17 protein-coding genes are annotated in these 21,199 nt (G+C 64.6%); 9 read left to right on the top strand and 8 right to left on the bottom strand.

From position 1 onward, the window contains the following. Positions 1-76: 76 nt before the first annotated feature. The 3 genes from otsB to ACO550_RS01025 are packed head-to-tail and all read left to right on the top strand — an operon-like array spanning position 77 to position 4,165. The gene (gene otsB, locus ACO550_RS01035) at positions 77-877 is read left to right on the top strand and encodes a trehalose-phosphatase (RefSeq protein WP_315594288.1); all 801 of its coding nucleotides are present in this window, start codon (positions 77-79) and stop codon (positions 875-877) included. Then, a complete protein-coding gene (locus tag ACO550_RS01030) occupies positions 874-2,739 on the top strand; it encodes a glycoside hydrolase family 15 protein (protein WP_485993962.1) in 1,866 nt (621 codons plus the stop codon). Before otsB ends, ACO550_RS01030 begins: the two co-directional genes overlap by 4 nt. A gap of 31 nt (positions 2,740-2,770) precedes the next feature. Next, positions 2,771-4,165: an alpha,alpha-trehalose-phosphate synthase (UDP-forming) gene (locus ACO550_RS01025; protein ID WP_315594289.1), complete on the top strand. Its 1,395-nt coding sequence runs from the start codon at positions 2,771-2,773 to the stop codon at positions 4,163-4,165. A gap of 83 nt (positions 4,166-4,248) precedes the next feature. Here ACO550_RS01025 and ACO550_RS01020 read toward each other — a convergent pair whose 3' ends face one another. From ACO550_RS01020 to ACO550_RS00985, 8 genes are all read right to left on the bottom strand, one after another. Continuing rightward, entirely contained in the window at positions 4,249-4,854 is a 606-nt protein-coding gene (locus ACO550_RS01020; protein WP_315594348.1) for an NTP transferase domain-containing protein, read from the bottom strand. Further along, positions 4,851-5,894, bottom strand: coding sequence for an XdhC family protein (locus ACO550_RS01015; protein WP_315594290.1), 1,044 nt, complete (start codon positions 5,892-5,894; stop codon positions 4,851-4,853). Before ACO550_RS01015 ends, ACO550_RS01020 begins: the two co-directional genes overlap by 4 nt. Further along, positions 5,867-6,448, bottom strand: a complete 582-nt coding sequence (locus ACO550_RS01010; RefSeq protein ID WP_315594291.1) for an SRPBCC domain-containing protein — start codon at positions 6,446-6,448, stop codon at positions 5,867-5,869. The genes ACO550_RS01015 and ACO550_RS01010 overlap by 28 nt, the downstream gene beginning before the upstream one ends. Continuing rightward, positions 6,439-7,674 (bottom strand): VWA domain-containing protein, encoded by a 1,236-nt coding sequence (locus ACO550_RS01005; protein WP_315594349.1) that lies wholly within the window; start codon positions 7,672-7,674, stop codon positions 6,439-6,441. Before ACO550_RS01005 ends, ACO550_RS01010 begins: the two co-directional genes overlap by 10 nt. Before the next feature lie 4 nt (positions 7,675-7,678). Beyond that, positions 7,679-8,572: an AAA family ATPase gene (locus ACO550_RS01000; RefSeq protein WP_315594292.1), complete on the bottom strand. Its 894-nt coding sequence runs from the start codon at positions 8,570-8,572 to the stop codon at positions 7,679-7,681. A gap of 66 nt (positions 8,573-8,638) precedes the next feature. Continuing rightward, positions 8,639-9,439: an FAD binding domain-containing protein gene (locus tag ACO550_RS00995; RefSeq protein ID WP_315594293.1), complete on the bottom strand. Its 801-nt coding sequence runs from the start codon at positions 9,437-9,439 to the stop codon at positions 8,639-8,641. A 14-nt stretch (positions 9,440-9,453) separates the two neighbouring features. Continuing rightward, the gene (locus ACO550_RS00990; protein ID WP_315594294.1) at positions 9,454-11,838 is read right to left on the bottom strand and encodes a molybdopterin cofactor-binding domain-containing protein; all 2,385 of its coding nucleotides are present in this window, start codon (positions 11,836-11,838) and stop codon (positions 9,454-9,456) included. A gap of 12 nt (positions 11,839-11,850) precedes the next feature. After that, on the bottom strand, positions 11,851-12,369 hold the full coding sequence (locus ACO550_RS00985) for a (2Fe-2S)-binding protein (RefSeq protein WP_315594295.1): 519 nt from the start codon (positions 12,367-12,369) through the stop codon (positions 11,851-11,853). 252 nt (positions 12,370-12,621) lie between these two features. On the opposite strand from ACO550_RS00985, the gene ACO550_RS00980 reads away from it, so the two are divergent. The 6 genes from ACO550_RS00980 to ubiE all read left to right on the top strand — a co-directional run bounded on the left by ACO550_RS00980 (position 12,622) and on the right by ubiE (position 21,176). Continuing rightward, a complete protein-coding gene (locus ACO550_RS00980; protein ID WP_315594296.1) occupies positions 12,622-13,200 on the top strand; it encodes a VTT domain-containing protein in 579 nt (192 codons plus the stop codon). Positions 13,201-13,377: 177 nt separating this feature from the next. Then, complete coding sequence (locus ACO550_RS00975) at positions 13,378-17,352, top strand: DUF3683 domain-containing protein (RefSeq protein ID WP_315594297.1); 3,975 nt, start codon at positions 13,378-13,380, stop codon at positions 17,350-17,352. Between the two features lie 177 nt (positions 17,353-17,529). Continuing rightward, positions 17,530-17,964 carry an HIT domain-containing protein gene (locus tag ACO550_RS00970; protein ID WP_315594298.1) on the top strand — a complete coding sequence of 145 codons (435 nt, stop codon included), beginning with the start codon at positions 17,530-17,532 and terminating at the stop codon, positions 17,962-17,964. A 111-nt stretch (positions 17,965-18,075) separates the two neighbouring features. Next, the gene (locus ACO550_RS00965) at positions 18,076-19,986 is read left to right on the top strand and encodes an ABC transporter ATP-binding protein/permease (RefSeq protein ID WP_315594299.1); all 1,911 of its coding nucleotides are present in this window, start codon (positions 18,076-18,078) and stop codon (positions 19,984-19,986) included. A 19-nt stretch (positions 19,987-20,005) separates the two neighbouring features. Further along, complete coding sequence (locus ACO550_RS00960; protein ID WP_315594300.1) at positions 20,006-20,422, top strand: DUF971 domain-containing protein; 417 nt, start codon at positions 20,006-20,008, stop codon at positions 20,420-20,422. Between the two features lie 22 nt (positions 20,423-20,444). Then, complete coding sequence (gene ubiE, locus ACO550_RS00955) at positions 20,445-21,176, top strand: bifunctional demethylmenaquinone methyltransferase/2-methoxy-6-polyprenyl-1,4-benzoquinol methylase UbiE (RefSeq protein ID WP_315594301.1); 732 nt, start codon at positions 20,445-20,447, stop codon at positions 21,174-21,176. The last annotated feature ends 23 nt before the right edge of the window (positions 21,177-21,199 follow it).

Here is a 21,199-nt window from a genome sequence, read left to right as displayed (position 1 = left end):
AGGTGCCGCAAGGACCACTGTTGTAGGACAGCGCCCGCTGGACGCTCGTCAAATCGACGTGTTACGGTTTCCCGCGATGCCTCAGCTACCTCTAATCGAACCTCATACCGCGCTGTTCCTGGACTTCGACGGCACGCTGGCCGACCTTGCGCCGCGCCCCGACCTGGTGCAGGTGGAACCGGAACTGGTTGGCACGCTGCGTGCGTTGCACACCTGCCTGGACGGCGCGCTCGCCATCGTCTCGGGACGGCCCGTGGCCGAGCTCGACCACTTCCTGCAACCGCTACGATTGCCGTCAGCCGGCGTGCACGGTGCCGAATTCCGCAATGGCGCCGAGCGCCTGGTCACGCCTCCGGCGCCCGGCATCGGCCCCTTGCTGCCCCGGCTTGAAGCACTGGTGGCAAGACATCCGGGCCTGCAGCTGGAACGCAAGTCGGTGGCGGTGGCGATTCACTACCGCCAGGTTCCCGAACTCGAACCGCTGGTACGCGCCGCCGTGGCCGATGTATTGCGCGATGCGATCGGGCTCGAAGGCTTGCCCGGCAAGATGGTCGTCGAGATCAAGCCGGCCGGCGTCGACAAGGGCGGGGCGATCGCCGCGTTCATGCGCTCGCCGCCGTTTGCCGGTCGAATGCCGCTGTTTGCCGGCGACGATGTGACCGATGAGGCTGGATTTACCGTCGTACGTGAACTGGGCGGCGTGGGCGTGCTGGTAGGCCAGCGCGCCACGGCCGCGTCGGTCAGCGTGACAGGGCCTGCCGCCCTGCGTTGCTGGCTGCATCGTTCGGCGCATGCGTTGACCCATCTGATGGCGCGGCGTGGCGACGAGCGGGAACCCCTCTCACCCCCATCGTCTGAAAGGGAGGATTTGTTGTGAGTGACCCTGCCAACCTCAACCCGGTCGTTGCCACCGAGGCCCCGGCCGTCAATACCGATTCGGACAGTTCTTGCCGCCAGGCCGATCCGTCGCTGTCGCTGGGCATGATCGGCAATTGCGCATTCTCGGCGCTGGTCGACGGCCGGGGACGCATCGTCTGGTGCTGCATGCCGCGCTACGACGCCGATCCGGTATTCAATGCGTTGCTCGATACGAGCGAGAACGCCGGTCACTTCAATATCGAGATCGAGGATTTCAAGGAAGCCACGCAGTGGTATGAGCCCAATACGGCCATCCTGCGTACGCGCCTGATCGACCAGCATGGCAGCTGCCTGGAAATCACCGATTTCTGCCCGCGCTTCTTTCGTATGGGCCGCTATTTCCGGCCGTTGACACTGGTGCGCCGGATTCGGCCGATTCGCGGGGCGCCACGCGTGCGCGTCACGCTGGCGCCGCGTTTCAACTGGGGCCGCATCAAGCCCACCATCACGCGCGGCAGCAGCCATGTGCGCTTCGTGGGCGAGGAGATGACGCTGCGCATGACCACCGATGCGCCGCTGGCTTACGTGCTGTCGCATACGCCATTCCTGGTCACGCGCGGCTACAACTTTATCCTTGGGCCGGACGAGACGCTCACGCACGGCGTGGAAGATATCGCCCGCGACTTCGAGCAGGAAACCACCTCGTACTGGCGGCTCTGGAGCCGGCGCCTGGCCGTGCCGCGCGAATGGCAGGACGCCGTGATCCGCGCGGCCATCACGCTCAAGATGTCGCTCTACGAGGAGACCGGCGCCATCGTGGCCGCCATGACCACGAGCATCCCCGAGGCGCCGGGCAGCAGCCGCAACTGGGACTACCGCTTCTGCTGGCTGCGCGACGCGTTCTTCGTGGTGCGCGCGCTGAACAGCCTGTCTGAAGTCGGCACGATGGAAGACTACCTGCGCTGGCTGTCGAACGTGGTGATGCAGTCGCAGGACGGCCATATCCAGCCGCTCTACGGCATCGGACTGGAGCGCGAGCTGCCCGAAAGCATGCTCGATCACCTGAGCGGCTATCGCGGCATGGGCCCGGTGCGCGTGGGCAACCAGGCGCAGGAGCATTTCCAGCACGATGTCTACGGCAATGTGGTGCTGGCCGCCGCGCAGGCGTTTCATGATCATCGTTTGCTCCATCGTGGTGGCCCGGCCGAATTCCAAAGGCTCGAGGAGGTGGGGGAACAAGCCGTGCGCGTGTTTGGCACGCCCGATGCAGGCATGTGGGAGCTGCGCACGCGTGCACGGGTCCACACCTCGTCGGCGCTGATGAGCTGGGTGGCATGCGACCGCCTGGCCAAGATCGCCGAAAAGCTCGAGCAGCCGGCGCGTGCCGCGTACTGGCACGACCATGCGAACCGCATGAAGCAGCGCATTCTTGAAGAGTCATGGAATGAATCGCGGCAGGCGTTCGCCGAAAGCTTCGGCGGCAAGGAACTCGATGCCAGCGTGCTGCTGATGGCCGAGGTCAATTTCATCGACCCGAAGGATCCGCGCTTTGTATCGACCGTCAAGGCGCTCGAGGAAACGTTGTGCGACGGCCCGTACATGCGGCGCTACGAGGCGCCCGACGATTTCGGCAAGCCCGAGACCGCGTTCAACATCTGCACGTTCTGGCGCATCGACGCACTGGCGCGCATTGGCCGCCGCGAGGAAGCGCGCGAGATCTTCGAGGCCATGCTGGCGGCGCGCAATCCGCTGGGATTGCTGTCGGAAGACACACACCCGCTCACCGGAGAGATGTGGGGCAACTTCCCGCAGACCTATTCGATGGTCGGCCTGATCAACGGTGCCATGCGGTTGTCGGCACCATGGGACACCGTGATCTGAAGAAAGGATTCGCAACAACAACAAGCGATATATGGGCAGACTAGTAGCGGTATCGAACCGGGTCGCGGATCCCCGCAATCATGCGGCGGGGGGGCTTGCAGTAGCGCTTTCCGAAGCGCTCAACAAGACCGGCGGCCTGTGGTTCGGCTGGAGCGGCAAGGTGGTGGAAGCCAGCCAGGGCGGCACGCCCGGCGAGGGCGAGGTGCACCAGGTGCAGGCCGGCAATGTGACGCTGGCCACGGTGGACCTGAGCCGCGAAGATCACGACTCGTACTACCTCGGCTACAGCAACGGCGTGCTCTGGCCGGTGCTGCACTATCGCGTGGATCTGGCGGATTTCGATTCGGGCGGCAACCTCAATGCCTATCGGCGTGTGAACCAGCTGTTCGCGCGCAAGCTGGCGCCGATGCTGAAGCCGGACGACGTGATCTGGATCCATGACTATCACCTGATCCCGCTGGCGGCGGAACTGCGCGCAATCGGCTGCGGCCAGCGCATTGGTTTCTTCCTGCACGTACCGTTGCCACCGCCACTGATCCTTGCCGCGATCCCGCAGCACGAATGGCTGATGCGCGCGCTGTTTGCCTATGACCTGCTGGGCTTCCAGAGCCAGGCCGATCTCGACCATTTTTCGCGCTACGTGCAGGGTGAAGCTGGCGCCGAGCCGATGGGCGAATACCGCTTCCGCGCATTCCACCGTACGGTGCGCGCGCAGGCGTTTCCGATCGGCATCGATGTCGATGAATTTATCGGACTGGGCCGCGAGACCGAGGCGCGCGAAACCTACGAGATGATGCGCGGCCAGTATTCCACGCGGCGCCTGCTGCTCGGCATCGACCGTCTCGACTATTCGAAGGGCCTGCCGCAGCGGCTCAAGGCCTTCCAGACGCTGCTGGCCGAGTATCCGGAGAACCGCTCGAGCGCAACGCTGGTCCAGATCGCAGCCCCGTCGCGTGAGTCGGTCGATGCGTACGCCGACCTGCGGCGCGAGATGGAAGGCATCACGGGCGCGATCAACGGCGAATACGGCGAGCTGGACTGGATGCCAGTGCGCTACATCCATCGCTCCACGTCACGGCGCCGTCTGCCGGGGCTATGCCGCGCCAGCAGCGTGGCGCTGGTCACGCCGCTGCGCGATGGCATGAATCTGGTGGCCAAGGAATACATCGCCGCGCAGGACCCCGACGATCCGGGTGTGCTGGTGCTGTCGCGCTTTGCCGGCGCGGCGGAGCAGCTGAAGGAAGCGCTGCTGGTCAATCCATACGATACGCGTGCGACCGCGCAGGCAATCCAGCAGGCCCTGCACATGCCGCTGGCCGATCGCCGCGCGCGTCACCAGAAGCTGCTGGAACGGATTCGCCAGCAGGACGTGCACTGGTGGAGCAGCGAGTATCTGCGAACGTTGATGGAGACGGATGGCGGTTGACAATATGCCCACGGTTTTCTCCCCTCTGCCGCACGCGGGAGAGGGGCTGGGGGAGAGGGCCAGCGCATCAAGTCACCAAGCGCCTAAACCAGATCCCCGGGCATATCGATATCCCGGAACGCCCCGTCATCCTCGGTAAGGATGCGCGTCACCGGCTGGCTCTTCAGCAATACGCGCGCGCCCTCGTCGCCATCGAGCTTGAGCAGTTCTTCGCGCCACGCCGCCCCAAAGCCCACCGGATGACCACGCTGGCCATCGCGCCACGGCGCCGCGATGGTGTCGCGCGAGGTGATGGTCAGCGCCACCGCCCGCACGAGTTCCATCGACAGCCACGGCATGTCGGCCAGTGCCACCACCCATCCCCGCGCATCAGCGGTGGCTGCCACGCCGGCACGCAGCGCAGCGCCCATGCCGGCTTCCGCTTCGGCCGATTCAATCACCTTGCAGCCGCCGCGCCGCAACTCTTCCGCAAGTTCGGCATGGCCGGGCCTGACCACTGCAATCGAGTTCGGCAGCCCCGCGGCCAGCGTACGCGCACTGCGCCATGCCACGGTGCGGCCATCGGGCATTTTCTCGAGCAGCTTGTTGCGTGTGCCGGCAGGATCGAAGCGCCGGCCAAAGCCGGCGGCCAGCAGGATGCCGGTGGGCAGGTCGGTTTGCGTGAGCGCGGCGCGGGCGTGCTTGGTCATGGCTGTGGTACCGAGGCGGGCAGGATCGGACATTCGGCTTCGCCGGCCGCGATCTCGCGCGCGGCCTTGGCGCCTTCCACCTGCAGGATGTCGGGTAGCGATACGTGGTTCTTGGCGGCGATGACCTCGGCCAGCACCGAAATCGCAATCTCGGGAGGCGTGCGGCTGCCAATATAGATGCCAACCGGGCCGTGCAGGCGCGCCAGTTGCATATCGGTCAGGTCGAACTCCTTGAGACGTTCGCGACGCGCCTGGTTGTTGCGGCGCGAACCAAGCGCGCCAACATAGAAGGCCGGCGTGCGCAGCGCTTCCATCAGCGCCAGGTCGTCGAGCTTCGGGTCGTGCGTGAGCGCGATCACGGCGCAGCGTTCGTCGAGCTTCATTTCCATCACCGTATCGTCGGGCATCGTGCGTACCATCGTTACGCCGGGGATGTCCCAGGTCTCGGTGTATTCCTCGCGCGGATCGCAGACGGTGACCTGGAAGCCCAGGCCTACGGCAATCTGGCACAGGTATTTCGACAGTTGCCCGGCCCCGATCACGAGCATGCGATAGCGCGGGCCATGAATAGTCAGCAGCGTCTTGCCGTCGAACGAAAGGCCGTCGGCGGCCTCGGCATGACCAAGCGAAGCATGGCCGGTTTCCATGTCGAGCGAACGCGCAACCAGGCGGCCGCTCTCCACCGCCTTCAGCAAGTCGGCAATGCCGCTGTGTGCGGCCAGCGGTTCCGCCACGAGTTCGATCGTGCCGCCGCAAGGCAGCCCGAAGCGGTGTGCTTCTTCGGCGCTGATGCCGTACTTCATCGCTTCCGGAACCGTTGAACGGATGCCTTCGCGATGCACGCGATAGATGATGTCGTCCTCGATGCAGCCGCCCGATACCGAGCCGACCACCAGGCCATCGTCACGCACCGCCAGCATCGCGCCTTCCGGTCGCGGCGATGAGCCCCAGGTCCGCACCACCGTTACCAGCAAAACACCATGTCCTTCCTGCTGCCACTTCACGCTGCTCTTCAGGACTTCGAGATCCACGCTGTCCATGATCGTTTCCGCTTCTTTCCTTGTTCGTCGCCACCGTCACCGGTGGCCTCGTTGCCGGCGGCCTGTGCCGCATCGCTACCCTCGCCGCCTTCCTCGCTGCCTGCGTCGCTTCCGTCGCCGCTGACGGCCTCGGTAAAGCGTGCAAAGAACGTATCGGCCATCTTGCGTGCGGCGGCATCCACCAGCCGCGAGCCGATCTGCGCAATCTTGCCGCCCACCTGTGCCTGCACCACGTAAGCGAGCACCGTCTCATCGCCTTCGGGTGTCAGCGTGACCTTTGCCGAACCCTTGCCGAAGCCAGCCGCGCCACCCTGGCCGTCGAACTGGATCGTATAGCTGTCCGGCGCCTGGATATCCAGCAACGCCATGCGTCCCTTGAAGCGCGCCTTGACCGGACCGACCGCCGCAGTCAGCGCCAGCTGGTAGGCATTTTCGCCGTCGGGCTCGATGCTCTCACATCCGGGAATACATTGCTTGAGCAGTTCCGTGTCATTCAACGCTGCCCAGGCCACCTGTTGTGGCACCGGCAGGCGCTGGCTCTGGTTCATTTCCATGGCGAGGTTCCTTTGTCGAGGCTGGTTTGTCTCACGGGTGGAACAGACTGGCGTGTGCCACTATCGGCCAACAGCGATTCCAGTGCCAGCAGGCTGTCCAGGTTGTGCGCCGGGCGCAGCGCATCGACATGCGGCAGGATCGCCTGCACACCGCGTGCCTGCGGCGTGAAGCCCGCATAACGCAGCAGCGGATTGAGCCAGATGATGCGATGCGCAAATCGGCGCAGGCGAGCCATTTCCTGCTCGAGCAGGTCGATATGTTCGAGATCGATCCCATCGCTGACGAACAGCACCGTGGCACGGCCCGACAGCGTGCGGCGGGCCCATTGCCGGTTGAACGCGGCAAGCGCCGCACCAATGCGCGTACCACCGGCCCAGTCGCGCACCTGTTCGGTGATCAGCGTCACCGCATCGTCGGGGTCGCGTTCGCGCAGCGCGCGCGTGACGTTGGTGAGCCGCGTGCCAAACAGGAATACATGCATGCGTTCGCGCGATTGCATCAGCGCATGGCAGAAGTACAGCACCGCGCGCGAATACTGGCTCATCGATCCCGAGATATCGAGCAGCAGCACCACGGGCGGCTTGCGCTCGGCCTGCTTGCGGTATTTCCAGCGCAGCCATTCGCCATGCTGGCGTACCGCCAGACGCGCACTGGCCCGCAGGTCGGCATGGGTGCCACAGCTCGCGGCGCGCAGCCGGCGCGTGCGTTGCAATGCCAGATGCGTGCGGCGCGTGCGTACCAGATGCTGCAGCGCACGCCATTCCTCGGCGGACAGGGTTTCGAAATCGCGACTGGCCAGGCGCTCCTGGTCCGAGAAGGTCAGGGGCGCGGTAAAGCGCTCCTCGCGCATGGGCTGGCCCGGCTTTGCCGCAGGCGGCTGGCGCGCGGCCAGTGCATCGGCCAGCCGATTGCTGCGTTTGGGCGGTGGCGCCCCGGCATCGACGCGCGGCAACAACATCGCGCGCAACTTGCCTTCCCAGTCGGGATCGCGCCAGAACAGGTCGAACGCGGCATTGAACAATGGTCGCTGGTCAGGGCCTGACAGTACCAGCGCAGCCAACGCGGCACGTACTTCGTCACGCGTGCCGATGTCTACGTGACGCAGTGCTTCAAGTGCGTCGATGGCGTGGGCCGGCGACAGGCCGAAGCCCGCATCGCGCAGCAGCCGCATGAAATGCGTGACGTTGCGGGCCAGCATCGGCAGCAGGGCGGGAGCGGCACGCATCGTGTCAGGCTGGCGGTGCACCCGCCAGCAACTCCGCAATGGTGGGACCATCGGCGCGTGCCAGATCGTCCTGGTACTTGAGCAGCACGCCCAGTGTGTCGCGCACCGATTGCGGATCCAGTTCGGTTACGCCCAGCGCGGACAGCGCGCGGCACCAGTCGATGGCCTCGGCGATACCCGGTGCCTTGAACAGGTCGATGCCACGCAGCCGGTGGATAAAGTCGACTGCCTGATGCTGCAACGCCGTGGCGGCTTCGGGGGCGCGGGCGGCCACGATCTGCAGTTCGCGGGCGCGGTCCGGGTAGCCCATCCATTGATAAAGGCAGCGGCGCTTGAGCGCGTCATGGACCTCGCGCGTGCGGTTCGACGTGATCACGATCAGCGGCGGCCGCTCGGCACGCACCACGCCAATCTCGGGAATCGATACCTGGAATTCGGACAGCACCTCCAGCAGGAACGCCTCGAAAGGTTCATCGGCGCGGTCGATCTCGTCGATCAACAGTACACGGGGCACGCCAGGTGCGGCCGGGTCGGGTAGCAGTGCTTCGAGCAGCGGACGCTTGAGCAGGTAGTCGTCGTGATAGAGCGACTGCTGCTCGGGGCGTTCGCCGCGCGCTTCCGCCAGCCGCAGCGCCATGATCTGGCGCGGGTAGTCCCACTCGTAGAGCGCACTCGCGGCATCGAGCCCTTCGTAGCATTGCAGCCGCAGCAGGCGCGTGCCAAGCGTGCTGGCCATCGCATGGGCCAGCGCGGTCTTGCCGACGCCGGGCTCACCTTCAAGGAATAGCGGGCGCTGCATGCGCAGCGCGAGGTAAAGCACGGTCGCAGTCTCGCGATCGGCGAAATACTGCTGCTTTTCGAGCAGAGTAATGGTGTGGTCGATGGAAGTCGGGAGCATTGTTGTTTCGCAATATCCGCTGCTATGCGTTCCCCTCTCCCATGCAATGGGAGAGGGGAACACGACCTATCCCTTCAACGCCTGTTCCACCGCCCGTGAGGCCAGCACCGGGATCAGATGCGCGCGATATTCCGCCGACGCATGCAGGTCGGTATTGAGCCCCGACGGGTCCATCTTCACCGCGCGCGCTGCCGCCGGCGTAAAGCTGGATGTCAGGGCCTGTTCCAGCGCTGGTGCGCGGAACACACTGTCGGCCGCGCCGGTGACCGCCACGCGTACCGACTTGCCGCTGCGCGCCACCATCACGCCCACCAGCGCAAAGCGCGAGGCCGGATTGCGGAACTTGATATAGGCGGCCTGATCCGGCACGGGAAAGCGTACGGCCGTGATCAGTTCGTCTGGGGCCAGTGCGGTTTCGTAGAGCGCCTTGAAGAAGTTGTCGGCGGCAATATTGCGGCGATCGGTGACGACCGTGGCGTTCAGTGCGAGCACCGCCGCCGGATAATCGGCAGCGGGGTCGTCATTGGCCAGTGATCCTCCGATGGTGCCCATCGCGCGCACCTGCCGGTCGCCGATGCCGTTGGCCAATGCGGCCAACGCCGGGATACGGCGCATCACGTCGGCATTCGATGCCACATCGGCATGGCGCGCGGCGGCCCCGATGACTAGCTCGTCGCCCTGCACACTGATATCGGCCATGCCGGGAATGCGAGCCACGTCGATCAGCATCGATGGCGCGGCCAGGCGCAGCTTCATTGCCGCCAGCAGGCTTTGACCACCTGCAAGGAACTTGGCGTCACCATCGGCCTTGAGCTTGGCCACGGCAGCCTTGGCATCCGTGGCGCGTTCGAACTGGAATGCGTACATGTCATCCTCCCCGGTTACGACGCACTGGATTGCGCGGCCTGGATGGCCTGCCATACGCGATGCGGTGTGGCGGGCATCTGTACATCGCGCACGCCAAGCGGTGACAGCGCGTCCACCAGCGCGTTGATAAACGCCGGTGGCGAACCGATGGCGCCTGCTTCGCCGCAGCCCTTCACGCCCAGCGGGTTGTGCGTGCATGGTGTGCCGCTGGCGGTCTCCACCGTGAAATCGGGCAGGTCGGCTGCGCGTGGCATCGCATAGTCCATATAGGAACCAGTCAGCAGTTGGCCACTGTCGGGGTCGTAGATGCATTGTTCGAGCATCGCCTGCCCGAGGCCTTGCCCGATGCCGCCATGCACCTGTCCTTCAACGATCATCGGGTTGATCACGTTGCCGAAGTCGTCGACCGCCGTGAACTTGATGACCTGCGATTCGCCGGTATCGGGGTCGACCTCGACCTCGCAGATATAGGCGCCGGACGGATAGGTGAAGTTGGTGGGATCGTAGAACGCGTTTTCGTTCAGGCCCGGTTCGAGCTTGTCGAGTGGATAGTTGTGCGGCACATAGGCCGTCAGTGCAACCTCGCCGAAAGTCTTGGTGCGGTCGGTGCCGGCCACGCGGAACACGCCGTCGCTGAACTCGATGTCGGCGTCCGATGCTTCGAGCAGGTGCGCGGCAATCTTCTTTGCCTTGGCCTCGATCTTGTCGAGCGCCTTCACGATTGCCGAGCCCCCGACGGCCAGCGAGCGCGAACCATAGGTGCCCATGCCGAACGGCACGCGTCCGGTGTCGCCGTGCACGATCTCCACCGCATCGAGCGCAATGCCAAGACGGTCGGCCACGATCTGCGCGAACGTGGTTTCGTGGCCCTGTCCGTGGCTATGCGAACCGGTGAACACCGTCACCGTGCCGGTCGGATGCACGCGGATTTCGCCAACCTCGAACAGCCCCGCACGCGCGCCTAGCGCGCCCGCGATGTTCGATGGCGCCAGGCCGCATGCTTCGATGTAGCACGAATAGCCGAGCCCGCGCAGCTTGCCGCGTTGTTGCGCCGCCGCGCGTCGAGCCGGGAAGCCGGCCACGTCCGCCAGTTCCTGGGCGCGTGCCAGGCACGGCTCGTAGTCGCCGGTGTCGTAGGTCAGGCCCACCGGCGTGGCATACGGGAACGTGCGGATGAAGTTCTTGCGGCGCAGTGCGGCGGGGTCGGTGTTCAGTTCATGCGCGGCTGCTTCGACCAGACGCTCGACCACATAGGTGGCCTCGGGCCGGCCCGCGCCGCGATAGGCATCGACCGGTGCCGTATTGGTGAATACGGCATGCACTTCGGCATAGATTGCCGGCGTGGCGTACTGGCCCGCGAGCAGCGTGGCGTAGAGGATGGTTGGCACGCTGCTGGCGAACGTGGACAGGTACGCGCCCATATTCGCTACCGTATGCACACGCATGGCCATGAACTTGCCGTCCGCATCCATCGCCAGTTCGGCCTTGGTGACATGGTCGCGGCCGTGCGCGTCGGTCAGGAACGACTCAGATCGCTCGGCGGTCCACTTGATCGGCCGGCCGACTTTCTTCGACGCCCATGTCAGTGCCACGTCTTCCGGGTACAGGAAGATCTTCGAGCCAAAGCCGCCGCCGACGTCGGGAGCGATGATGCGCAGCCGCGATTCGGGCAGGCCCAGCACAAAGGCGCCCATCAGCAGCCGTTCCACGTGCGGGTTCTGGTTGGACACATAGACCGTGTAGCCGTCGTCCTGGCGCGTGTAGCTGGCATTGACCGCGCGCGGTTCGATCGCATTCGGGATCAGCCGGTTGTTCACGATCTCGAGCGTGGTCACATGCGCGGCCTTGGCGAACGCCGCGTCGGTGGCGGCCTTGTCGCCATGGCCCCAGGTGTAGCAGGTGTTGGCCGGTACATCGTCATGGACCAGTGTCGACGCCGCGGCGGCATCGGCCGGGCTGACCACGGCGGGCAGCTCGTCGTAGTCGACATCGATTTTCTCGGCGGCATCGCGCGCCTGCTGCAGCGATTCGGCAATCACCAGCGCCACCTGGTCACCCACATGGCGGACCTTGCCGTGCGCCAGCGCAGGGTGGGGCGGCTCCTTCATCGGTGTGCCGTCGATGCTGTGGATCAGCCAGCCACAGGGCAGGCCACCGACCTTGTCATTGGCCATATCGTCGCCGGTCAGCACGGCAATGACGCCGGGGGCGGCCAGCGCCTCCCTGGCATCGATCGACCTGATGCGCGCATGCGCATGCGGCGAGCGCACGAAATAGCCGTAGCTCTGGTGCGGCAGCGTGACGTCGTCGGTGTATTGGCCGTTGCCGGTCAGGAAGCGGTAGTCTTCCTTGCGGCGCACGGGTGTGCCGATCAGCGGATGTTTGTCGGGTGCGTTCATGGCAGGCCTCCCTTATTCCGCACTGGCTACAGCCAGGTCGCCCGGCTGCGCGGCGCCGCCCTTGCCCTGCATCGCGGCCTGGCCTTGCTGCACCGCACGCACGATGTTGTGGTAGCCGGTACAGCGGCACAGATTGCCTTCGAGCTGTTCGCGGATCGCATGGGCATCGGCGTTCGGCTGCTGCCTGAGTAGCGAGGTGGCGGCCATCACCATGCCCGGCGTGCAGAAGCCGCATTGCAGGCCGTGGCATTCGCGGAATGCCTGCTGCATCGGGTGCATCTCGCCGTTGGTGGCAAGCCCTTCGATGGTGGTCACGCTGGCGCCGTCCGCCTGGACCGCCAGCATGTTGCACGACTTCACGGCGCGGCCGTCGAGGTGGACCGTGCAGGCGCCGCATTGGGCGGTGTCGCAGCCCACGTGCGTGCCGGTCAGGCGAAGCTGCTCGCGCAGGAACTGGACCAGAAGGGTGTTGGGTTCGACCTGGGCGTCAACGGGCTTGCCATTGACCGTCAGGCGGATCGGAATCGCCATGCTTGTCTCCATGTGGGTGCGCGCATGGCCAGCTCCGCCGATCCCGAATGAAGATGAACTGCGCGGGACGGGCCACGACGCGGTACTGCCGCTTGGTTGAGACGGCTATTTCGTGATATTGGTGCTGCCGGGTTTGCCCGGTTTGGGCGGCGAGATGAACGAATCGCCGCAACAGGCTCTAACAGTAAATCACAAAACCACAGGGCTCGCCACGCGGTTTCCCCTGCCGTCCGCGCCCTTGCCAACCAACGCATGGAAGCCTTTATCGACTGGCTGTTCGAGACCGTAGCCCTGCCCAAGGTGGGGCTGCCCGCCATCTTCGTGGTCAGCCTGGTGTCGGCCACGTTGCTGCCGCTGGGCTCCGAGCCGGCCGTGTTTGGCTACATCAAGCTCAATCCCGGGATGTTCTGGCCGGCCGTGCTGGTCGCCACCTTGGGCAATACCATTGGCGGCGCCATCGACTGGTGGCTCGGCTACGCGGCCAAGCTGGCCGTGGTGCGCTATCGCCAGCGGCGCCAGCACCATCAGCATGAGATCGAGCACGCCCAGCACCGGCGTCACCCCCGCAAACCGCACAAGCCCAAGCTCGACGCGAAATACTTCCGCTGGATGCGCCGGTACGGCCCGCCGACCATGCTGTTGTCGTGGTTGCCGGGTATTGGTGATCCATTGTGCACATTAGCGGGCTGGCTTCGCATGCCGTTCTGGCGTAGCGTGGGTTATATGGCGATTGGCAAATTCCTGCGCTATCTGGTGATGACCGGCAGTCTGCTGTGGATCCCGGATTCGTTCTGGCACGGGGTCGGCGAGGCGATTCGCCAGTGGTTCTGAGTAATGTGAAAAACCGCACGAATTGCATGCAATTGGCGATGATCCCTGACAGTTTCAGGGGTTATTCATCGAAAAGCGCATTGTTGCGGTGCGGCAAAATGGGGCGTTGCAGTACAATCGCCCTTTAATGACGAAAATCGCGCACAGTCCCCGTGCGCAGCTTCAGCGGTCCCGCCCATGAACGCCCCACTCGTGCTCGATGCCAAGCTCGCTGCGCAGGATGCCCCTCCGCGCCTGCGTGAGATCCCCTATAACTACACGTCGTTTTCGGATCGCGAGATTGTCATCCGTCTGCTGGGCGACGAAGCCTGGCGCATTCTCGATGAACTGCGCAGCGAACGCCGTACCGGCCGTTCGGCGCGCATGCTCTATGAGGTGCTCGGCGATATCTGGGTAGTCCGCCGCAATCCGTACCTGCAGGACGACCTGCTTGAAAACCCCAAGCGCCGCCAGATGCTGGTTGGCGCGTTGCACCACCGCCTGAACGAAATCGAGAAGCGCAGCGCCGCGGACCGTGCCGAGCACGCCGAGCCGGCTGCCGAGGACCGTTCGCACCGCGTGGAGCAACTGGTGGCGTTCGCCAAGCAGGCGATCGAGGCATTCCATCAGGAATTTGCCGATGCCTACGCGCTGCGCAAGCGCACCCAGCGCGTGCTGGGCCGCGTGACGCAGAAAGACAACATCAAGTTCGACGGGCTGTCGCGCGTGTCGCACGTGACCGACGCCACCGACTGGCGCGTTGAATACCCGTTCGTGGTGCTGACCCCGGACAACGAGGAAGAGATTGCCGGCCTGGTCAAGGGCTGCTTCGAACTCGGCCTGACCATCATCCCGCGTGGGGGCGGCACCGGCTATACCGGTGGCGCGGTGCCGCTGACGCCGTTCTCGGCCGTCATCAACACCGAAAAGCTCGAACAGCTCGATCCGGTCGAGATGACCGACATGCCGGGCGTTTCGCACAAGGTGGCGACGATCTTCTCGGGTGCCGGCGTGGTGACGCGCCGCGTGGCCGATGCGGCTGACAAGGCCGGCCTGGTGTTCGCGGTGGACCCGACCTCGATCGATGCGTCGTGCATCGGCGGTAACGTGGCCATGAACGCCGGCGGCAAGAAGGCCGTGCTGTGGGGCACGGCGCTGGACAACCTGGCGTGGTGGCGCATGGTCGATCCCGGGGGCAACTGGCTCGAGATCCGGCGCATGGACCACAACCTGGGCAAGATCCACGATGTGCCGGTGGCCACCTTCGAACTGCAGTGGTCGGACGGCAATCGCAAGCCGGGCGAGAAGGTGCTGCGCACCGAGACGCTGGCCATCGAAGGCCGCAAGTTCCGCAAGGAAGGGCTCGGCAAGGACGTTACGGACAAGTTCCTGGCGGGCCTGCCCGGCGTGCAGAAGGAAGGCTGCGACGGCATCATCACCAGCGCGCGCTGGATCCTGCATCGCATGCCGAAGCATATCCGCACGGTGTGCCTCGAGTTCTTTGGCCAGCCGCGCGATGCGATTCCGAGCATCGTCGAAATCAAGGACTACCTCGACGGCGAATCGAAGCGTCCGGGCGGCGCCATCCTGGCCGGCCTGGAACACCTGGACGAGCGTTACCTGCGCGCGGTGGGCTACGCCACCAAGAGCAAGCGCAACGCGTTTCCGAAGATGGTGCTGATTGGCGATATCGTTGGCGACGACGAAGATGCCGTGGCGCGCGCCACCTCGGAAGTGATCCGCATGGCCAACGGCAAGAGCGGCGAGGGCTTTATCGCCGTGAGCCCCGAGGCCCGCAAGAAGTTCTGGCTCGACCGTTCGCGTACCGCCGCCATCGCGCGCCATACCAACGCCTTCAAGATCAATGAAGACGTGGTGATCCCGCTGCCGCGCATGGGCGAGTACACCGATGGCATCGAGCGCATCAATATCGAGCTGTCGATCAAGAACAAGCTCAAGCTGACCGACGATCTCGAAGCGTTCTTCGCGCGCGGCAACCTGCCGTTGGGCCGCAGCGACGACGCCAATGAAATTCCCAGTGCCGAACTGCTGGAAGACCGCGTGCAGCATGCGCTGTCGCTGCTGCGCGAAATCCGCGCGCGCTGGCGCTACCTGCAGGACCATCTCGATACGCCGCTGGCCAGCGCGCGTGCCTCGCTGATCGGACATGGCCTGGGTTTGCTCGGGCCGGCCTTCGAGCAGCGCCTGCAGGCGCAACCCGACGCCACGGTGTTCCACCTGCTGCAGGACCGCACGATCCGCGTGAGCTGGAAGAGCGAGGTCCGTGCCGAACTGCGCAAGATCTTCAACGGCGGCGAATTCAAGCCGATCCTCGATGAGGCGCAGAAGATCCACAAGCAGGTGCTGCGCGGCCGCGTCTTCGTGGCACTGCACATGCACGCCGGCGACGGCAACGTCCACACCAATATCCCGGTAAATTCGGACGACTATGACATGCTGCAGGACGCGCACCGCGCGGTGGCCCGCATCATGGACCTGGCGCGTTCGCTCGATGGAGTGATCTCTGGCGAGCACGGCATCGGCATTACCAAGCTCGAGTTCCTGACCGAGGACGAGATCGGCGAATTCCGCGCGTACAAGCAGCGCGTGGATCCGCAGGGCCGCTTCAACAAGGGCAAGCTGCTGCCCGGCGCCGACCTGCGCAATGCCTATACGCCGTCGTTCGGGCTGATGGGGCATGAGTCGATCATCATGCAGCAGAGCGACATTGGCGCGATTGCCGACAGCGTCAAGGACTGCCTGCGCTGCGGCAAGTGCAAGCCCGTGTGCGCCACGCACGTGCCGCGCGCGAACCTGCTGTACAGCCCGCGCAACAAGATCCTGGCCACGTCGTTGCTGGTCGAGGCGTTCCTGTACGAGGAGCAGACGCGCCGCGGTGTGTCGATCAAGCACTGGGACGAGTTCTCCGATGTGGCCGACCACTGCACGGTCTGCCACAAGTGCGTGACGCCGTGCCCGGTCAAGATCGACTTCGGCGACGTGTCGATGAACATGCGCAACCTGCTGCGCAAGATGGGCCAGAAGAAGTTCAACCCAGGCACCGCCGCGTCGATGTTCTTCCTGAACGCGACCAACCCGCAGACCATCAACATGACCCGCGCGGCCATGATCGGCTGGGGCTATAAGGTTCAGCGCCTGGGCAACGAGGTACTCAAGAAACTGGCGAAGAAGCAGACCCAGCATCCTCCCGCGACGGTTGGCAAGCCGCCGGTGCAGGAGCAGGTGATCCACTTCATCAACAAGAAGATGCCGGGCAACCTGCCCAAGAAGACCGCGCGTGCGTTGCTCGATATCGAGGACAACGAGATCGTGCCGATCATCCGCAATCCGAAGACGACCACGGCCGAAACGGAAGCCGTGTTCTACTTCCCGGGCTGCGGTTCGGAGCGTCTGTTCTCGCAGGTGGGACTGGCCACGCAAGCCATGCTCTGGCATGTGGGCGTGCAGACCGTGCTGCCGCCGGGCTACCTGTGCTGCGGCTATCCGCAGCGCGGCGCCGGCCAGTACGACAAGGCCGAGAAGATGGTCAGCGACAACCGCGTGCTGTTCCACCGCGTGGCCAATACGCTGAACTACCTCGACATCAAGACCGTGGTGGTCAGTTGCGGCACCTGCTATGACCAGCTGGCCGGGTATGAATTCGACAAGATCTTCCCGGGCTGCCGCATCATCGACATCCACGAGTACCTGCTCGAGAAGGGCGTCAAGCTTGAGGGCGTCACCGGTACGCGCTACATGTACCACGACCCGTGCCATACGCCGATCAAGACGATGGATCCGACCAAGCTGGTGAACGACCTGATGGGCGGCAACCAGGGCGGCGGCAAGATCGAGAAGAACGAGCGTTGCTGCGGCGAGTCCGGCACGCTGGCCGTGACGCGTCCCGATATCTCGACGCAGATCCGCTTCCGCAAGGAAGAGGAAATGCGTAAGGGTGCCGACAAGCTGCGCACCGACGACTTCAACGGCGACGTCAAGATCCTGACCAGCTGCCCGTCGTGCCTGCAGGGTTTGTCGCGCTACAACGAGGATGCATCGGTGACCGCCGACTACATCGTGGTGGAGATGGCCAAGCATCTGCTCGGTGAGAACTGGCTGCCCGACTACGTGACGAAGGCCAACTCGGGTGGTATCGAGCGAGTTCTGGTTTAACTCGCTACCACCAGTAGTTATGCGCTCCCCTCTCCCATGCAATGGGAGAGGGGTGGGGGAGAGGGCAAAGCGGTTCAAATTGCGACTTGTCGCATTCAGAGCCGCCGGGCCCTCTCCCCCGGCCCCTCTCCCGCTGTGCGGGAGAGGGGAGCAAACCAATCTCAATTTATCTGCGCCATGACCCGACTCCCCAACTGTCCCCTGTGCGAAGCCGATGGCGGCGAGATGGTCTGGATGGGGGATCGGGCGCGCGTGATCCTGGTCGAGCATGAGCGTTTCCCGGGATTCTGCCGCGTGGTCTGGAACGACCATGCGGCCGAGTTGACCGATCTTGACGAGGCCGACCAGGCCTGGCTGATGCGGCTGGTGGCGCGTGTGGAGCGCGTAGTGCGTGAAGTCATGACCCCGGACAAGGTCAACCTGGCCGCGTTTGGCAATATGGTGCCCCACCTGCACTGGCACATCATCCCGCGCTATCGCTGGGATACCCATTTCCCCGAAGCCATCTGGGCCGCGCCGCAACGGGCTGCCGAGCCGGCGCGCATCGCCGAACTGGCGACCCGCCTGCCTACCCTGCGGGCCGCACTTTCGGCGCTTGGCCCGGCCGACTGATAAAGTGCGCTAGCAGTCTGGTACGGAACCCGCGCGCATCGCGGCGCGTCTGACACCGGTCGAACAACAACATGCCCGCCGGCCAGCCGTGCGGGTCAAACCGCAGGCGCCATGTCTTCCACACCGTCGTCCGTTATCGTGCCCGGCCCTGCCGTTCCCGCAGAGGCACTCAAGAACCAGAGCCGGTTGCGCCTGGCCGCCACCTGGGCACTGATCAAGCCGTACTGGAAATCCGAGGATCGCAAGGCCGGCCTGGGCCTGCTCACGCTGGTGGTGGCGTTGAACCTTGGCATCGTCTATATCAATGTGCTGCTCAACGAATGGAACCGCGTGTTCTACAACGCGATCGAGCAGCGCGACTACGTTTCGTTCAAGGCGCTGCTGCTGCGGTTCTCGTGGATTGCCGCCTGCTTTATCGTGCTGGCGATCTCGCGTCAGTACTACCAGATGATGTTGCAGATGCGCTGGCGCACGTGGATGACCGGCACGTTCATGCAGCGCTGGCTGGGTCACCAGGCGTACTACCGCATCGAACAGACCCATGCCACGGACAACCCCGACCAGCGGCTGGCCGACGACCTGCGCCAGTTCACGGATGGTGCGCTGACGCTGTCGATGGGCCTGCTCAACTCGGTGGTCACGCTGGTGTCGTTCATCGGCATCCTGTGGGTGGTGTCCGGGCCGATCAGCTTTGCGCTGGGCGGGGTGGACCTGACCATCCCGGGCTATATGGTGTGGTTTGCCATTGCATACGCGGTGGTCGGTTCGCTGATTGCCCACTTTGTCGGGCGGCCCCTGATCGGCCTGTCGTTCCAGCAGGAGCAGTACGAGGCAAACTTCCGTTTCATGCTGGTGCGGTTGCGTGAAAACAGCGAGCCGGTGGCGCTGTATCGCGGCGAGCCCACCGAACAGGCCGGGCTGCGCGCCCGCTTCGAGCGGATCCGGGCCAACTGGAACCAGCTGATGCGCTACACCCGGCGCCTGACCTTCGTGAATTCGGGCTACGGCCAGTTCGCGATCATCTTCCCGCTGCTGGTGGCCGCGCCGCGTTACTTCTCGGGCAAGCTTACGCTCGGTGGGCTGATGCAGATCAATTCGGCATTCGGGCAGGTGCAGGGCGCGTTGTCATGGTTCGTCGACAGCTATGCAACGCTGGTGGGCTGGAAGGCCGCGGCGAACCGTCTGATCGATTTCCAGGAAGCCATGCGGGTGGCCGAGCGCCAGGACCTGCTGCATGAAGGCCCCGGTGATATCGAGGTGGTGCAATCCGACGACCGCACCGATACCAGTATCGCGATCAGTGGCCTGGCATTGGCGTTGCCGGTGCGCGGTGGCCTGGGTGTCGATGAGGAGGGCGTCGATCCCAATGCCCGCCCTGGCCAACGGCCGCTGGTGGCGCCGTTCTCGCTGTCGATCGGGCCGGGCGAACGCTGGCTGGTAAGCGGTCCGTCCGGCTGCGGCAAGAGCGTACTGTTCCGCGCGCTGGCCGGTATCTGGCCCTATGGCAGCGGGCGCATTACGGTTCCGCACACGCGCATGCTGTTCCTGCCGCAACGTAGCTATCTGCCGATCGGCACCTTGGCCGATGCATTGTCCTATCCCGATGTCGGCAACGCCCATTCGCGCGAGACGCTGGTCAAGGTGTTGCGCCAGGCACGACTGGGTATGCTGACCAAGCATCTCGACGTATTCGACAATTGGTCGCTGCGGCTGTCACCGGGCGAGCAGCAACGGCTGGCCTTCGCGCGCGCCTTGCTGCAGAAGCCCGACTACCTGTTCCTCGATGAAGCCACCAGCGCCCTCGACGAGGAAACCGAGCGCGCGATGTACCAGTTGATGGTGGAGGAACTGCCCGATGCCGCGATCGTCAGCATTGCCCACCGCAGTACCGTGGCCGCGTTTCATGGACGGCGCCTGCGCTACATGCCGGTGGGCGATGGCACGGACGAAAGCGGCGGCGGCCCGCGGGATGGGCAAGGCGAGGGCGGTGGAGTAAGCTATCGGGTCGTACAGGACGCCTGATGGCGTCGCACACTTGATCATGGCTGGCCTCGAAAAAGATACCCCCCATCCCACCGCGCTGACCGTGCACACCCAGTCGCGCGTGCTCGAAATCGGTTTTGACAATGGCCGCACCTGGCGGCTGCCGTTTGAACTGCTGCGCGTCTACTCGCCCTCCGCCGAAGTGCAGGGCCATGGCCCCGGACAGGAAACCCTCCAGACCGGCAAGCGCAACGTCGGTATCGCGGCGGTGGAGCAGGTCGGCAACTACGCCATCCTGATCCGCTTCGACGATGGCCACGATACCGGCATCTATTCATGGGAACTGCTGTATCGCCTGGGCGACCAGCAGGACGCGCTGTGGACGGACTACCTGAAGCGGCTTGAAGCCGCCGGGCTAGACCGCGATGCGCAGATGCCCGCGGCCGGCGGCCACGCATGCGGCCATCAGCACTGAATACAGGACCTGGAGTCAGAGAATGAGTGAAACCCACTTCGGGTTCGAGAAAGTCGACGAAACGGAAAAGGCCGGCAAGGTAGCGGGCGTGTTCCATTCGGTGGCGAGCCGCTATGACGTGATGAACGACCTGATGTCCGGCGGCATGCACCGGCTCTGGAAGGTGTTCACGATTGCCCAGGCCAACGTGCGTCCGGGCCAGAAGGTGCTGGACATTGCCGGCGGTACGGGCGACCTGGCCAAGGCCTTTGCGAAGAAGGCCGGTCCGACCGGCGAAGTCTGGCTGACCGATATCAACGAGTCGATGCTGCGCGTGGGCCGCGACCGCCTGCTGGACAAGGGTGTCGTAACGCCGGTGGCGCTCTGCGACGCCGAGAAGATCCCGTTCCCCGACAACTATTTCGATCTGGTGACCGTGGCGTTCGGCCTGCGCAACATGACGCACAAGGACCGCGCGCTGGCCGAGATGCGCCGCGTGGTCAAGCCGGGCGGCAAGGTCATGGTGCTGGAGTTCTCGAAGGTCTGGAAGCCGCTCGAAAAGGCCTACGACGTCTATTCTTTCAAGGTGCTACCGTGGCTGGGCGAGCGTGTAGCGGGGGATGCCCCTAGCTATCGCTATCTGGCGGAATCGATCAGAATGCATCCAGACCAGGGTTCGCTTGTACGCATCATGGAACAAGTTGGGCTCGAGAAGGTCGAATACTTCAATCTGACGGCCGGAGTAGTGGCGCTCCACGTCGGTAGAAAGTATTAATTCGCCATGTTCGCTCCAAAGTT

This window comes from Cupriavidus sp. (assembly GCF_057315035.1).
Note: the sequence above shows the minus strand (reverse complement) of the source record. Positions and strands in the feature narration are given on the sequence as shown.

What these genes read in the sequence shown, in the direction of transcription:
- otsB (WP_315594288.1), top strand. Translation starts at nt 77, where the DNA reads ATGCCTCAGCTACCTCTAATCGAACCTCATACCGCGCTGTTCCTGGAC.
- ACO550_RS01025 (WP_315594289.1), top strand. Translation starts at nt 2,771, where the DNA reads ATGGGCAGACTAGTAGCGGTATCGAACCGGGTCGCGGATCCCCGCAAT.
- ACO550_RS01020 (WP_315594348.1), bottom strand. Translation starts at nt 4,854, where the DNA reads ATGACCAAGCACGCCCGCGCCGCGCTCACGCAAACCGACCTGCCCACC.
- ACO550_RS01015 (WP_315594290.1), bottom strand. Translation starts at nt 5,894, where the DNA reads ATGGACAGCGTGGATCTCGAAGTCCTGAAGAGCAGCGTGAAGTGGCAG.
- ACO550_RS01010 (WP_315594291.1), bottom strand. Translation starts at nt 6,448, where the DNA reads ATGGAAATGAACCAGAGCCAGCGCCTGCCGGTGCCACAACAGGTGGCC.
- ACO550_RS01005 (WP_315594349.1), bottom strand. Translation starts at nt 7,674, where the DNA reads ATGCGTGCCGCTCCCGCCCTGCTGCCGATGCTGGCCCGCAACGTCACG.
- ACO550_RS01000 (WP_315594292.1), bottom strand. Translation starts at nt 8,572, where the DNA reads ATGCTCCCGACTTCCATCGACCACACCATTACTCTGCTCGAAAAGCAG.
- ACO550_RS00995 (WP_315594293.1), bottom strand. Translation starts at nt 9,439, where the DNA reads ATGTACGCATTCCAGTTCGAACGCGCCACGGATGCCAAGGCTGCCGTG.
- ACO550_RS00990 (WP_315594294.1), bottom strand. Translation starts at nt 11,838, where the DNA reads ATGAACGCACCCGACAAACATCCGCTGATCGGCACACCCGTGCGCCGC.
- ACO550_RS00985 (WP_315594295.1), bottom strand. Translation starts at nt 12,369, where the DNA reads ATGGCGATTCCGATCCGCCTGACGGTCAATGGCAAGCCCGTTGACGCC.
- ACO550_RS00980 (WP_315594296.1), top strand. Translation starts at nt 12,622, where the DNA reads ATGGAAGCCTTTATCGACTGGCTGTTCGAGACCGTAGCCCTGCCCAAG.
- ACO550_RS00975 (WP_315594297.1), top strand. Translation starts at nt 13,378, where the DNA reads ATGAACGCCCCACTCGTGCTCGATGCCAAGCTCGCTGCGCAGGATGCC.
- ACO550_RS00970 (WP_315594298.1), top strand. Translation starts at nt 17,530, where the DNA reads ATGACCCGACTCCCCAACTGTCCCCTGTGCGAAGCCGATGGCGGCGAG.
- ACO550_RS00965 (WP_315594299.1), top strand. Translation starts at nt 18,076, where the DNA reads ATGTCTTCCACACCGTCGTCCGTTATCGTGCCCGGCCCTGCCGTTCCC.
- ACO550_RS00960 (WP_315594300.1), top strand. Translation starts at nt 20,006, where the DNA reads ATGGCTGGCCTCGAAAAAGATACCCCCCATCCCACCGCGCTGACCGTG.
- ubiE (WP_315594301.1), top strand. Translation starts at nt 20,445, where the DNA reads ATGAGTGAAACCCACTTCGGGTTCGAGAAAGTCGACGAAACGGAAAAG.